Here is a 14,929-nt window from a genome sequence, read left to right as displayed (position 1 = left end):
TGTATCTAACTAAACTGAATATAATTCCAGTTTTTCTTACAACTGCATATTAGGGTAGATCATCCAACTCAATCAGGAAACATTCAAAATGTTTACATAAACTTCATACTATGGTTCTCTATTTTAAAGAGAAAGTAAACCTCGCCAGAAGAAAATCTATTGTGCTACGGCTATTCCGAAGATATTTAGGCTTGTTGCTGTCCGTTCGCTAATTTTGAGCCTTTCCAAGGGAAGAAACAAGCGATCGAGTTCCCTCCCCTTGGAAAGGGGCTACGGTGTACACAGACCCCTAGAGCACCGATACAGAAATCATAAAAACCTAGTTTTTTCGTAAAGACAGCTGTTTGAAGCTATGTGCCAAATTGGGATGCTCCCGCTTATTAATGGCAAATTTGTTGCTAAACAAGTTGGTTTGCAAGTATTATCAACGAATCTGTAGCCTTTATTGTTAAACCGTTATCTCAAAAACTTCACCTGCTTTAACTGCATCTAGCGCAGCACGAACACTTGGTATTAACGGTACGAGATCGCTTAGACGATTGCTTGGCGCAACCATAACAACGACAGCAACTCCAGCCTGTTGCAAATTTTGCTGATATCGTAAGTTTTGATCCGTGGTGAGCAAAATTGAAAATCCCTCCTGACTCATAAGTTGGAGTAGCTCACCGTTCTTTTTGCCTGACCAGCCCATCTCTACAACTGTACGAATATTATAATCGGTAAGTTCACGTTTAAGTGGCTTTGGTACACATTCATCAAGCAGGATTTGCATACGCAATCAGCATTTCCTTCGCTAATTCTAAAGCTGCAACTGCCTGAGCGCGACTTACGCTGGGAAAATGGTCGAGAAACTCATCCAAAGAGTCACCCGCTTCAAAATAGTCAATTAAAGTTTTTATTGGTACACGAGTGCCAATAAAAACAGGTGTTCCCCCTAATATATCAGGGTCGCTATGCACAACACGCAGCGTTGAGGACATAAATATCTAGGCTATATTAGGACCCCTTAATCCTAGCCCAGAATGACTGAAATTTATTTAAGTCGGATGGAACAGCACTCGTCTACAGATTTTGGATTATCTGTCGTTAGTTTCCACGAACAGGTACTCGGCGCTCACAACTTTATCAATCGTGCTCGGACAAATGCTGAGGTGATACGTGGATATGCTCTGTTGCTGGAAACTCTCCAGGGCTTTGCGACAGCTCTGGTTTTACCATTTGATGCTAGAGCGATCGCTATCTTTGATGAGTTACAAAACCAACGGGTTCGTGTGTCTACAATGGATTTGAGAATTGCATCAATTGCCATATCCGAAATGCCAAGGGTTTTGTCATAGGTTTGACTTTGTATAACGCATATTAGACAACAGAAATTAAGCGTTCTTGCCCATTTTTTGCCTACTCCCATCATTGTAAGACATTGTTTGACAGTCGTTTACAAAAGAATCATCAAAAAACATACCCTCTAAAATCGCCTTGAAGCCCTTTGAAATTAGTTTTGGGTACGATTGCACCAATAGACAGTTTTAGAGGTTTATGGGCATTTTTTCCCTTAATAGCAAAAAAACGGCTCGTCTAACAATGTTAGACAAATTTCATTATTGTGAAGCTTGCTCTCTCCTTGCTGTTTGTTGGAGTTTGGCAAATGATATACTTTGTGATATGGCTGATGACACTCATCCCAAGAGAGTTCAATGATTGCCTTACCTGGAGTTACCATCCACAGAAAAATCTATGAGAGCTTGGCAACTCTTGTGTATCGAGGCATACGAGAGCGGGAGAATTGTGCAGTCATCGCCAAAGTTCTGAAGCAGGATTATCCTTCTTCTCAGGAATTAACTCGCTATCGGCAGGAATAAATGAAGTGTTTCCATGTATTACATGAGAGCTATTGGTCGTAAACATCCCCTCAGTGTAAGGACGCAAGTTACATTCTCGGTTTCACCAATCAGCGCGTTAAACTTACGGTGTAATACATGGTAAGGGCTGATGTTGAAGCGTGACTATTACAGCCTTCGCTTCCAGATTGAATTTAATTTTCGAGATGCTAAGCAATTTTGGGGGTTAGAAGACTTTATGAATATCACTCAAAACTCTGTCACTAACGCCGCCAATTTATCCTTCTTTATGGTTAACTTGTCCCATTGCTTACTGGCTCGATTTCCTCATGGTAATCTTAACGGCAGTATTATGGACCTCAAAGCTTACTACCGTGGTTGTCTCTATGCCAAGGAAACATTAAAACTTCTTCCCCAAAAACAAACGCCAGTTTTATTGGCTCAGATTTTCCATGCTATCTCCTGTAATGGTCGTATTCACGCACCTTCAGCTTTTGTTCAGCCTTCATAATTGGCAAAGGTATTGAAACAGCCAAAACTGCGTACTGAATCTTTGTCTCTATCAACAGGAACGCTTACCCAATGTCTGTCTGCACCAATATCTATACCCGCTGCATTGAGGTTAATTAGTGGTAAATTAGAACTTGGCGACTTTGGTTGCGATTCTTTTTTGCTCATGGGAACCTCCATCATGGCAATCGCGCTTTTTAACAGTAAATAAGTACCCTGACCTAAGTGCGGTGTTCAAATCTAATCTCCGCGCACGGGATAGTGACAGTTGAAATGCCACTTCACCAATAAATTCACCAATGGCACTCAGAACCAGGCTGACATACGGGCGTAATTAGCACCAATGTTAAAACGGTCTTGACTGTCAGGGTAACTATCAATTATAATTCCTAGCTATCAAATTTTCCTCTAGCTCTCCTGTGTTTCTTCTATATATCACGCTTCGGCGTAGTCCGCTAGTTAGAGGCTGACATCTTGCACCTTCTCAATAAGGGGGTGGTGGGCAGTGCCCACCCAGCCCTTTCAACGCGAACAAATGAACTACTAAAGTGAAGGCTGAAACCCGCTCCCAGACTAGAGCAAAAAATGAGGTCTTTTGGCTATTGATGCTTTTCCATGGAAAAGTACATCAAAAACGATCGATATATTGCTCGTTGAGTTGGGCATTTTTTTGCACAAGATTTCGTAAGTCTGATTGCATAAGGGTTAATTGAACGTTGATTTGGGAGTCAAAAGTTAGTATATGTGTTCGCGTTGAAAGGGCTGGCAGTGCCCACCCTACGAAACAATCAATTTTTTGGGCTTTGATTTTCTCAATAAAACGGTGGTGCAAGATATGAATCTATTCAAGTTGTCTTTGTTTTAGCCAACTTGAGTTTAGTAAGTTCTAACACTCAACTTTGAGTATACTCCAGCGCAATTCGATCCCAATGTCCTAAATTGGCTGCTGCTTCATAGGTGCTTTGAAAAAAAGCAAAGAGCATTGCATCTGGATCGTCAGTTTGTCTCACGGCTTCATAGGGTAAAATAAACTCTTGCATCTCTGAACTGTAAAAAGCTTCTGTAGGTTGGATCGGGTAATCATGGAACCCTTTTGGCATAGGGTAAGCGTAAGCGTAAAAAACAGGCTCCACAATTGACCCACCCCCTGGCCAAAAACCACAGCTACTGACTTCGTGTGAATAGGCTTCTCGTGTGACCCAATCTGCCATATTCGGAACTCCCCCTGGGTGTTCTGGCGCACGACGACCAGAGAAACGAGTCACAGCAAGATCAAAGCTGCCCCAAAAAAAATGTACAGGGCTGGATTTACCAATAAACTGGGAACGGAATAAGGTCATGACCCGATCGACTTGCACAAGAATTCGCCAAAATCGTTGTGCATATTCCGGATCGTAAGCTGTGTGTTGATAGTCCCGTTCGAACGGGATTGGTTCTGACACTTCTTGCGGCATCGTCCAGATTCGGACTTCGATGCCGATGTTGCTCAATGTAGTTAGCACCATTTGGTAAAAATCTGCCACAGAGCGAGGAGACAGTGCAATTCTTTTAACAATGCCGTCGCTAGTGTCGATTTGTAGTTGATGGTCGAGAAAATCAAAGCTAATTTGAAAGTTACGAGTTCCGCAAGGGATTGAAGCAGTTGTTAGTCCACGCGGTGTGACATAAAGAGTAGATTGCCACCAGTGATTGAGTTTAGGTGCCAGTGCCAACCGGATTTTACCGATGACTTGCGTCCATAGATGGAGAGTTGCATAGGTATCCTGCCAAGCTGCTAAGGGCAAACTGGGCCAAACGATGTCAATGGAAGTACTTTGATTAGAAACAGGCATGAAAATCACCCACATGAGGAGAACATGTTGAAGAAATGAGAAGGAAATCTAGATAAAATCAGAATCGCTATCAATATTCTTTTCCCTGTTCATCTGCAAAACACCATAACCACAGCTCCCCCAATTCAGCCGAACTAACCACTGCATGATTGGTTGCTTCATAATGACGACGAGCATGTTGATGCTTAGAAGAATCGCAGCACAGCATTTTGCCACAGGTTTGGCAAATCCGGAGGTGTACCCAGCGGCTATTTATTTTAATGCACTCTTCACAACGAAATATGGGATAGGCTGCTTTAGAAATCAGGTTTTCCACAATTAGATTGTTAAGATGTTCGCAGGTCATAGTTTTTTGGTATCCCTGGTAGAAGACAACGGTGAACAGAATGATTGAGGCTGATGTGAAATCTAAAATTAGGGGCGCGTCCTTCTCCTCAGCGTAGTCGCCAAATCACCCCGTTGCTGCTTGTGCAAAATTCACGGAACAATTGCAGTAACGCGAATTTGAATCCCCTAACTTTGAATCCCCTAACAGTAAGATTTGCATGAATCAGACTGGTGCATAAATCGTTTCGTCTTCTTTTCGCCAAGCTGGATCAACTAGACAAACGAAAACAATGGGTTCGTTGCCGTAGTTGTGAAGGAACTGGATTGCATTTGGAGGAATGTAAACCGCATCGCCTGGTTCAATGCGACGAACTTCACTGTTGATCGACATTTCTCCAACACCGCTAATGATGTAATAAACCTCAGAAGTCTTTAGGGAATGGGGAGTCGAAGTTTTGCCAACAGGCAAGCTCGCATACGCCAAGCTGTAACGCAAGTTGATGTCTTGTTTGTCAGGATGAAGCAGTTCGCGCAGAACAGTTCCATCTCCAGCGATAATTTCTTCACAGTCGTTTAGTTTTTGGAGCAGCATAAGTTTCGGCTTGCAATTACACAATCGGAGCAAGTTCAGATGTAATTAACCACAAAGATACGAAGGGCAAAGGCGGGTAGGGTAATGGAATGATGGGGTGATGGGGTGATGGGATAGTGCGATCTCGTCATCTCGTCATCTCCCCCTCCTCTTTGTTGCTTCTGTAGCAGAAACCTCATGTATTAATAGGGTTGTTGCGCTCTACATCTAAAACGCAACACGTCTAAGATCTACCTGAGGTCACTGGAGGGGTTGTTGCCATGGCTTTAATTCTGCTTCAGTAGCCAGCGCGGTACGCACACCAGCATTGAGATTCATACGGTCTATAACGACCCAAGCTCAGCGACCCGGCCCGCGGTGACAGCGTGGATTGCAACCGGAGCGCGAGGGCTAGGTTCGCTGCAGCGCATGGTTAGGCGTCGTAGGCTGCTATTACACCTCGAACTCCGGTTGGTTCGGAGCGATTTTGATGGTCCAAGTCCCCTTCTGGCTGAAAGTGCGAGCGGTCGCGAAAGTATCCTCCATGAACTGAAAGTACACGATCTTCCCGTTACGCACCTTTGCGTGGATCGAGAACGGTGAGGTCACCGCCTTGCTCAGCGAGACCGAGCGGTACGTGAACCTGCCGAACACGGCAACGTTCTCGCCTTCACCAAAGAGGGCGGTAACGGTGAAGTCCTCATGCGTCCACCATTTCGCAACCCCGGAGAACGTATCGATGAACGCTTGGGGACCTTTGGAGGTTCCTGTCCAAGGCAAGATTTGCTTCAGTTCAGGGTTGTCGAAATTCAGGGAAATGTATGTTGCGTCCTCCGCGACGAGCCGACGGGCAGCCGCCTCGACCTTTTCGGTTGCCGTATTCGCCAGAAACTCTTTGATCACTTCGGTCGGTTGGATACTCATGGTAACGATTCCTTTCTTTAGTTTTGTAGTGGTGAGGTAGAAGACACTTTGGACATCATCATCAACTCCTAAGTTCTCTTTGTCTTAGTTCACTTGAGTGTAGTCAGTTCCAACACTCAACTTCTTGCAGATTTCTATGGAGTTTCCTATGGAGTTAGCGAACCGATTTCAGTGTTGCTTTAGTGAGTCGCTTGAAGTGCTGTGTCAAACATTTCGCACTGCCGATCGACTATTGCGCTACAAACCCACCATCTACCATTAACGTTTCACCTGTTACGAACGATGCTAGGTCAGATGATAAAAACAGGACTGCATTTGCAACTTCAAGCGGTGTTCCAATTCGTCCGATCGGGTGAAGTCCTGTCAAGTAAGCTTTGGCTTCATCTGTAACTGCTTCAAACATATCTGTTTTGATTGCCCCTGGTGCAACAACATTGATGCGAATACCCGCTTTGGCATAATTGCACAAAAATAGCTTCTCCGCCAGCTTCCTGAATCAATCGAACCGTTTCTTCACCTTCATCAATTCGACGACCAACTACCACCACCTTTGCTTGTTGTTGGGCATAAGCGATCGCCGTTGTTCTACCAATTCCCGATGTGCCTCCGGTGACTAACGCCACTTTATCTTGCAGTATCATTCTGTTTTTCCTGTTTTAATTTCATCAGTTTGTATCGGGTAAGTTTGTCTCAGCAACTCAATGACTTCTTGCGCGATCGCGCAGCGCAAGCTGTACCCAGCTTATCGCAATCAGGGCAGGATTAACTGAGGAGTCGCGAAGAGAATCAGTTTGAGGTGTACCTTCATGCCCAGAATTATTCTTGCCTTGTACTAGTGAATGCGTCATAGAACTATCTTCAATGAAATACCGATTTGTAATTGACTAAATCAATACTCAAGAATTCAGTTGTTGGCATGGTAATTGTTGTCATGGTTCAAAAAGCGGCAATTTTGTTCAGTGAAACAGGCAAAATCTAGCCATCAAAATTAGATAGCTTACAGCACTTACAGACAAGTCAGATATTAATTGGGAGCAAAGATCGGAGAACTTAATGACTTGCAGCAATCATGGCTGCCATCAACTCCGTCGTGTTCCAGTGCCCGGTATACCGAATTCCATTGATAAACAGAGCTGGGGTAGTCGTCATTCCACTCCGTATTCCGCCTTCGATATTTTCATTGATGCGATCGATATGCACTTGTTTAGACAACTCTTTGAGAAATTGAGGAATGTCAAGCCCTAAATCATTGGCGTACTCGACAAGATAACCGTTCTCCAACCTTTGTTGATGGTCAAATAAAGTATCGCTCATTAACCAAAACTGTCCTTGGGCGGCGGCAACTTCGGCGGCTTGGGCTGCCCGTTGCGCCTGGGGATGAATCTGGATCTGTGGAAAATGGCGGAAGATAAAACATAAATAATCCTCTTTAAAAGAAACCGTAAGCTCTTGCCGAATGATTTTAATCAGCTTGTAAACGGCTGCACTTTTAGGACATTGATAATCCCCATACATCACTAACACCACGGCGGCACTTAGCACACCTTGACTGCGATCTTGGGTTGAAGCTGGCACAACTAAAGAACTGGAACTATGGTCGTCGATCATCTTTCTACATCTGTATCAAGCATGGAACCTTGCGATTCACTTGCTCAATCCACATGAATTCAATATAAGCAATTGGCTTTTAGTTGTCGTCTACAATAAGTTAACATTTTTAGGCTGTAATTTGATGGAGCCGCCACTCCTTCTTAAAATAGAAGGTAGCCTCTAACTCAAGTTAGAATCTAAATTCTATCGAAAGTTCTATAAGCAGACAATGCCGCGTTTAACGGCAACAATCACAGCTTGAGTGCGTTCGCGAAGCGCAAGCTGTACCCAGCTTATCGCTGACATCTAACTTATTCAAAATCCGATTAACATGAGATTTAACCGTGCCTTCACCGATACTTAAAGCAGTCGCAATATCGGCATTACTCATCCCCTGCGCCAGTGAGCGGAGTACTTCTAGTTCTCTTTCACTCAGTTCTGGATTGCTGAGGCGCTGTACCAACTTTGCTCCTAGATCGGGCGGAATATACTTCTGACCCCGATGAACGGTACGAATAGCATTCAGCAGCTCGTCAGGTTCAGTTTCTTTCAACAGATATCCTTTTGCGCCTGCCTGCAATCCCCGATAGATATCTTCGTCACTATCATACGTGGTCAGTACAATAATCCGAGCAGATTTAGCAGTAGCACAAATTGCACCGATGGCGGCAACTCCTTCCACTTCAGGCATTCGGAGATCCATGAGCGTGACATCCGGTTGGTGTTCCCGAAAGGCGGCGATCGCTTGAGACCCATTTTCGGCTTGGGCAATCACCTGCATATCTGGGTCACAGTTAATAATGGTGGCTAATCCTTGCCGAAAAATAGCATGATCGTCTGCAATCAGAACCCGAATGGTTATGGCTTGGGGCAAGTTAAAGGCGTTACTATACTAAAGGGAATATTTTAGCGCGGCCGCAGAATTCGGAACTCAAATTTTTGGAGTGGTTGCTTAAAGCGAGTTTTAGTCAAGTCAATGGCTTGTCAGACCGCAGTTAAAGCAACACAACCCATGGTACCGATCGGGAGAAAGTTCAATGATTGCTCTAGCTGGGATCGCCATCCAAAGCAAAATCTATTCAAGTTCAGCATCTGTTGTGTACCGGGGTATCAGGGTGCAGGATGGTCGGGCAATCATCGTCAAACTACTTAAGCAAGATTATCCCTCTCCTGAAGAACTCATTCGCTATAGGCAGGAATATGAAATTACCCGTTCCCTCAAAGAGGAAGGAGTCATCAAAGCATATAGTCAGCAAGACTATCAGCGCACGCTCGTTACTCTCTTGGAAGATTTCGGTGGAGAATCTATCGAAAGATGGATGCGGCAGCAACCAAACTTTTGTCCTATACCTTTATCCAATTTCTTACGATTAGCAATCGATATCACAGATATTTTGGGCAGAATTCATGCTGCTGGAGTCATTCACAAAGATATCAATCCTGGCAACATCGTCCTTAATCCGAATACTGGCGTTGTCAAAATTATTGACTTTGGTATTGCCACCCGCTTTAACCGCACCAATCCGACGTTCAAAAGTCCCCATGTGTTAGAAGGCACGCTTGCCTATATGTCGCCAGAGCAAACAGGGCGGATGAACCGTTTGCTCGATTACCGCACGGATTTTTACTCGCTGGGCGTAACATTCTACGAACTGCTCACCGGACAGTTACCGTTTCTCACAACCGACATCCTTACGCTAGTCCATTGTCATATTGCCAAACCACCTATACCGCCACATCAGGTGAACGCAGCGATTCCTAAACCCGTTTCAGACATCATTCTCAAACTGATGGCGAAAAACGCAGAGGATCGCTATCAAAGTGCCTGGGGCATCAAAGCGGATTTAGAACGCTGTACAGAGCAATTTACAACAACAGGTCAAATTGCTCATATTCAATTAGGTCTGCAAGATGTTTCGGATCAGTTTCAGATTCCCCAAAAGCTGTATGGACGCGAAGCGGAGATTGCAGCATTATTGGCGGCGTTTGAAAGAGTAGCCCCAAGAGGGAATGTTGGCGAAGCCCACCGACCAGAGTCAGGCATAGAAAATCCTCAATTCAAAGTCGAAATGATGTTGGTTTCTGGCTATGCGGGAATTGGCAAATCAGCATTAGTGCAGGAACTCTATAAGCCGATCGCAGCAAAGCGCGGTTATTTTATTTCTGGTAAATTTGACCAATTCAGGCGCAATATTCCCTACAGCGCCATTGTGGATGCCCTGCAAAAGTTGGTGCAGCAACTTCTGGGGGAACCGGATGAGCGAGTGCAACAGTGGCAAGAGCGTCTGCTCTCAGCTTTAGGAAGCAATGGGCAAATCATTATTGATGTCATTCCTGAAGTTGAATTAATTATTGGCAAACAGCCACCCGTACCCGAAGTTGGAGCAACTGAAGCTCAAAATCGCTTTAATCGAATCTTTCAAAATTTTGTGCGGGTGTTTTGTTCAAAAGAACATCCCCTGGTCATCTTCTTAGACGATTTACAATGGTTCGACTCCGCGACGCTGAAGTTAATCGAGTTAATATTACTCGACGAGCAAACCCAATATCTATTTTTGATTGGAGCCTACCGAGACTCGGAAGTGCATCCAACGCATCCACTAGCATTAACGCTCTTAGAACTACGAAACCAAGGGGCAGTACTTCAGGAGATTACCTTAGCACCCTTAACGCTCGAACCCTTGAGTCAACTGATTGCCGAGACGCTAGGTCGCAATATTGACACCGTTCGTTCTTTAGCCCAATTAGTGTTACGTAAAACCGAAGGCAACCCTTTCTTTGTCGGTGAATTTTTGCGAATGCTGTATAGCGAAAATCTGTTAATCTTTAATGCGAAACAGTTAAGCTGGCAGTGGGATATTGCTCAAATTCAAGCCCAAAATATTACCGAGAATGTGGTGGAGTTGCTGCTGATCCAGTTGAAGAAATTGCCAAATGAAACACGGCGAATTCTTCGCTTAGCCGCTTGTGTTGGATCTAAATTTGATTTAGAAACGTTAGCGATCATTTGTGAGCGATCGCCTCAAGCGATTTCCCAGGATTTACTAGCAGCAATACAAGCTGAATTAATTCAACCTTTATCTGAATTAGACGAAAACTTGTTAGTTCAAGACTACAAGTTTTTGCACGATCGTGTGCAGCAAGCGGCTTATGCCTTAATTGATGAGTCACACAAACAAGTTGTTCATCTCCAAATCGGTCGCAATCTACTCGAAAAAACTTCACCAGAGCAGCGATCGCAACGACTGTTTGAAATCGTCGATCATCTCAATCGGGGAATTGAACTGGAGAGCGATCAAACAGAACGAAATGAAATTGCCAAATTAAATTTAATCGCAGGTCAGAAAGCAAACACAGCAACGGCTTATGAAGCAGCTCTTCAGTATTTCAATATAGGACTGAAACTCCTAGATACAGAAAGTTGGCACAATCAGTATGACCTAACCTTGGCGCTTTACTCCCAAGCAGCAGGAGCAGCGTATCTTCACGGCCGCTTTGATGAGATGGAACAATTGGTAGAAGTGGTACTCAATCGCGCCAAAACAGTGGTTGACAAAGTGCAGGCTTACGATAGCAGAATTCAAGGATATTTGTCACAGGGCAACCTGAAATCAGCACTAAAAACTGGATTGGAAGCGTTAAAGCTCTTGGGAATAGATTTAATAGAAAATCCAAGTCAGGCAGATATTCAAAGGGAATTGGAGTCAACGGCTACACTACTCGCTGAACGAGAAATCGAAGACTTGATTAATTTACCAGAGATGACTGCACCAGAACCGCGCTCAGCTATGTCAATCCTAGCGAGTATGAGGTCTGTTGCATTTATAACGTTACCAGCACTGTGGATATTGATTACTTGCAAAGCGGTAAATTTATCAATCAACTACGGGAATGCTATCTGGTCATCACTGTTTTATGCTGGCTACGGGTTTGTTCTATGTGGAGTTGTTCAAGACATTGAATTCGGTTATGAGTTCGGCAAATTGGCTCTGGGTTTGGCAGAACGATTGAATGCCAGAGGAAATGCTAGAACCTTAATGTTTTCGAATGTCCATATCATCCACTGGAAGGTGCATTTTAGGAACACAATACCCATGCTGGCTGCTGCCTATCAAAATGGAGTGGAAACTGGAGACTTTGAAACTGCTGGTTATGCTGCATATTACGTGTGCTATAACTCATTTTTTGCTGGAGAGGAACTTACCCAACTGGAACAAAAAACAGCAGTTTACAGCAAGTCGATTGACCAAATTAGACGAAAAAGTCCCTCGAATTGGCTGGCAATATTGCGGCAGACTATTCTTAATTTGCAAGATAGGCCTGAGAATTCCAGCCGCTTAGTTAGTAGGCTACATAATGAAGAACAGGCGTTATCACACGCTATTGCAGTTAAAGATGGAACTGCAATCCAGATACTCTATTTGCACAAAGTCATGTTGTGTTATCTATTTGAAGAACACCATCAAGCTGAACAGACTGCTATTTTGGCAAGGCAACATTTTGAAGAGGTGACAGCAATAACGGTTCTACCTATATTCTGTTTCTATCATTCGCTGGCGCTTTTGAGCCTATCGCCTGATACTTCAAACTCTGAAAAAGCAGCTTGGCTAAACTGTGTTAACACCAACCAAGAAAAAATGCAGAAATGGGCAGAACACGCCCCAATGAATTATCTACATAAATTTTATCTAGTCGAGGCAGAGAAAGCGCGAGTCTTAGGGCAATTTCTTGAGGCTGAGGAGTTTTATGAACGGGCGATCGCAGGTGCTGCTGAAAATGAGTATATCCAGGAAGAAGCTCTCGCCTATGAATTAGCGGCTAAACATTATCTGGCGCGAGGGCGGGAAAAAATTGCTCAAACTTACATTAAAGAGGCGCACTATTGCTACGATCGCTGGGGCGCAACCGCTAAAGTTAAAGATTTAGAAAAACGCTATCCACAACTCCTCAACACCAACCTAGTTCGGCAATCACATTCAATCGTGACCAATGAAACGATCCGTCATCCGACAGCAGCGATCGATTTGGCGGCGGTGATAAAAGCGGCTCAAGCTCTCTCAGAAATAATCCATCTCGATCAACTGATTGCCACGTTGATGCAGGTAGCGATCGAAAATGCAGGAGCCGAAACTGGTACTCTGGTTCTCCTAGAAGAGGATCAACTTACTGTAGTGGCTCAATGCAGCGGAAGTAGACCGTGTGACCTAGAAAAGTTCGCAGTTGCCGACTGTGCAACGATTCCTGTTTCCGTCATTCACTTGGTAGAACGCACATCTGAAACGCTGGTGTTTGATGATGCAGTCAGCGAATCGTCTTTTTCAACCGATCCTTACATTCAAAAGCACCAGACGCGATCGCTCCTTTGTATGCCAATTCTCCAGCAAAGTCAGCTGATCGGCATCCTTTATCTAGAGAACAATCTCAGCGCTGGAGTGTTTACTAGCGATCGCTTGCAAGTCCTTAAACTGTTGATTGCTCAGGCAGCGATTTCACTGGAGAATGCTCGGTTATATGAACGGTTATCAGATTATTCCGAAACACTGGAAAGGAAGGTAGAAGAGCAAACTCAAGCCTTGCAGCAGGAGATCGTTGAACGTCAACAAACCGAAGCTGCATTGAGACAAAGTGAAGCGAATTATCGCAACCTGCTACAAACCGCGAATTCAATCATCATTCGCTACGATCCGCAAGGACGGATTCACTACATCAACGATTATGGGGTAAAACTCCTTGGTTATGAAGAACATCAGATTTTAGGGCGAACCTTATTTGAAACAATCATTCCAGACATCGAAATCTCTGGACGCGATATGAGACCATTTGTTCACGATTTACTTCGTAATCCTCAATCGTACCCGCAAGGCGAGGGTGAAAACCTGTGTCGAGATGGTCGGCGAGTTTGGGTTGTTTGGTCAAATCAAGCCATCTTTAATGAACAGGGAGAGGTCGTTGAAATCTTATCGGTTGGCAATGACACCACCCAGCGTAGACAAGCAGAAGAGGCATTACAACGCAGTGAAGCCAAGTTCAGAACGATCTTTGAAAACTCGCAGGTTGGCATCTACCGCACCCGCCTCTCGGATGGATTAATCCTTGATGCCAATCAACGCCTTGCCAATCTGTTGGGCTTTGATTCACCAGAGGAGATCATTGGGGTGGAACACACCATCGGCTATTATGCAGATCCCAGCGATCGCCAACACGTTATTGAGTTGCTGAAGCGGAATGGGGAAGTGCGAAGCTTTGAAGTACAGATGCGAAAACGAGATAGGACATTGTTCTGGGGACTTTTCTCTTCTTATTTGAATGCAGGCGATGACTACATCGAAGGGGTGATTGTGGATATTAGCGATCGCAAACAGGCAGAAGCAGCATTGCAAGCCTCTGAAGCAGAACTGCGAGCGCTCTTTTCAGCCATTCCCGATCCGCTGTGTATCTTCAATGCTGAAGGGCAATTGAGCTGTGCAATCAAAGGAAATCCATCCTATAGGGAGGAGTATACTGGCAAAACACTGCATCAACTCTATGCTCAGGAACAAGCCGATGAATTCCTAAGTTACATTCAGCAGGTGCTGAGAACTCAACAAGTACTCACAGTTGAATACAGCGAGTGGATAGCTGGACGAGAAATCTGGTTTTCGGCTCGCATTGCCCCGATTCAGCACGAGCAGGTGATTTGGCTGGCGCGAGATATTACGCTGCAAAAGCAAGCAGAAGCAGCCTCGATTTTGGAAGAACGTAACCGCATGGCACGGGAAATTCACGACACACTCGCTCAGGCGTTTACAGGCATTCTGGCTCAGGTGGGAGCTGCAAAACAGGTACTAACGGATGATTTAGAAGCAACTCAGGCGCATCTAGACCTGATCAAAGAATTGGCACGAACTGGACTGGTTGAAGCACGGCGATCGGTCGTCGCGCTCCGTCCTCAGCTTTTGGAGGAGGGCAGTTTACAGAGCGCTCTACATCGTCTCGTCGCTCAACTCAGAACTGCCGCAATGGATACCACTTTACATTATGAGATCGAGGGTGTAGTGTATTCTCTACCCACTGAAGTCGAAAGTAACCTCCTGCGGATTGGACAGGAAGCATTAACCAATGCTACCAGACACGCCAATGCTGACGAAATCCGAGTGGAGCTAGTCTACGATCGCGATCGGGTTTGCTTGCGCGTGAAAGACAATGGACAGGGCTTTGGAGTTGGGAGTATTCCATCCTCTGAGGGTTTTGGCTTATTAGGCATGAGCGAGCGGGCAGAGCGCATCGGCGCACAACTTACAATTAGAAGTCAACCTGGACAAGGAACAGAGATTATTGTCACCGTCAATCGGGAGTAG

12 protein-coding genes and 3 pseudogenes are annotated in these 14,929 nt (G+C 44.7%); 4 read left to right on the top strand and 11 right to left on the bottom strand.

Annotation, left to right across the window (positions count from 1 at the left end):
* Positions 1-448: 448 nt before the first annotated feature.
* Both WA1_RS03105 and WA1_RS03100 read right to left on the bottom strand, forming a co-directional pair.
* Positions 449-772 (bottom strand): hypothetical protein, encoded by a 324-nt coding sequence (locus WA1_RS03105; RefSeq protein ID WP_017741459.1) that lies wholly within the window; start codon positions 770-772, stop codon positions 449-451.
* A complete protein-coding gene (locus WA1_RS03100; RefSeq protein ID WP_017741458.1) occupies positions 756-980 on the bottom strand; it encodes a DUF433 domain-containing protein in 225 nt (74 codons plus the stop codon). Before WA1_RS03100 ends, WA1_RS03105 begins: the two co-directional genes overlap by 17 nt.
* A gap of 42 nt (positions 981-1,022) precedes the next feature.
* On the opposite strand from WA1_RS03100, the gene WA1_RS03095 reads away from it, so the two are divergent.
* From WA1_RS03095 to WA1_RS03090, 3 genes and pseudogenes are all read left to right on the top strand, one after another.
* Positions 1,023-1,337: a PIN domain-containing protein gene (locus WA1_RS03095; RefSeq protein ID WP_017741457.1), complete on the top strand. Its 315-nt coding sequence runs from the start codon at positions 1,023-1,025 to the stop codon at positions 1,335-1,337.
* Between the two features lie 357 nt (positions 1,338-1,694).
* Complete coding sequence (locus WA1_RS56575) at positions 1,695-1,859, top strand: hypothetical protein (protein WP_017741455.1); 165 nt, start codon at positions 1,695-1,697, stop codon at positions 1,857-1,859.
* 142 nt (positions 1,860-2,001) lie between these two features.
* A pseudogene (locus WA1_RS03090) lies at positions 2,002-2,349 on the top strand (IS4 family transposase); the annotation flags it as partial.
* Here WA1_RS03090 and WA1_RS03085 read toward each other — a convergent pair.
* The 9 genes and pseudogenes from WA1_RS03085 to WA1_RS03045 form a co-directional block, all read right to left on the bottom strand.
* Entirely contained in the window at positions 2,337-2,516 is a 180-nt protein-coding gene (locus tag WA1_RS03085) for a hypothetical protein (RefSeq protein WP_017741453.1), read from the bottom strand. The pseudogene WA1_RS03090 and the gene WA1_RS03085 sit on opposite strands and share 13 nt — an antisense overlap.
* Before the next feature lie 725 nt (positions 2,517-3,241).
* A complete protein-coding gene (locus WA1_RS03075) occupies positions 3,242-4,180 on the bottom strand; it encodes a DUF5996 family protein (RefSeq protein ID WP_017741451.1) in 939 nt (312 codons plus the stop codon).
* A 70-nt stretch (positions 4,181-4,250) separates the two neighbouring features.
* Positions 4,251-4,526 carry a UBP-type zinc finger domain-containing protein gene (locus WA1_RS03070; protein ID WP_017741450.1) on the bottom strand — a complete coding sequence of 92 codons (276 nt, stop codon included), beginning with the start codon at positions 4,524-4,526 and terminating at the stop codon, positions 4,251-4,253.
* Between the two features lie 204 nt (positions 4,527-4,730).
* The gene (locus WA1_RS03065; protein ID WP_017741449.1) at positions 4,731-5,099 is read right to left on the bottom strand and encodes a cupin domain-containing protein; all 369 of its coding nucleotides are present in this window, start codon (positions 5,097-5,099) and stop codon (positions 4,731-4,733) included.
* 432 nt (positions 5,100-5,531) lie between these two features.
* A complete protein-coding gene (locus WA1_RS03060; RefSeq protein ID WP_017741448.1) occupies positions 5,532-6,002 on the bottom strand; it encodes a nuclear transport factor 2 family protein in 471 nt (156 codons plus the stop codon).
* Positions 6,003-6,231: 229 nt separating this feature from the next.
* Positions 6,232-6,643, bottom strand: a pseudogene (locus WA1_RS03055) (SDR family oxidoreductase).
* A 57-nt stretch (positions 6,644-6,700) separates the two neighbouring features.
* Positions 6,701-6,850, bottom strand: coding sequence for a hypothetical protein (locus tag WA1_RS52195; RefSeq protein WP_201789063.1), 150 nt, complete (start codon positions 6,848-6,850; stop codon positions 6,701-6,703).
* Positions 6,851-7,052: 202 nt separating this feature from the next.
* The gene (locus WA1_RS03050; RefSeq protein ID WP_017741444.1) at positions 7,053-7,610 is read right to left on the bottom strand and encodes a DsbA family protein; all 558 of its coding nucleotides are present in this window, start codon (positions 7,608-7,610) and stop codon (positions 7,053-7,055) included.
* A gap of 198 nt (positions 7,611-7,808) precedes the next feature.
* A pseudogene (locus tag WA1_RS03045) lies at positions 7,809-8,466 on the bottom strand (response regulator).
* A 163-nt stretch (positions 8,467-8,629) separates the two neighbouring features.
* Between WA1_RS03045 and WA1_RS03040 the strand changes: the two are divergent.
* Positions 8,630-14,929, top strand: coding sequence for a PAS domain S-box protein (locus tag WA1_RS03040; RefSeq protein ID WP_017741443.1), 6,300 nt, complete (start codon positions 8,630-8,632; stop codon positions 14,927-14,929).

This window comes from Scytonema hofmannii PCC 7110, assembly GCF_000346485.2.
GTDB classification, from domain to species: domain Bacteria; phylum Cyanobacteriota; class Cyanobacteriia; order Cyanobacteriales; family Nostocaceae; genus Scytonema; species Scytonema hofmannii.
The sequence above is the reverse complement of the archived record's forward strand: the minus strand, read 5'-3'. Positions and strand labels throughout refer to the sequence as shown.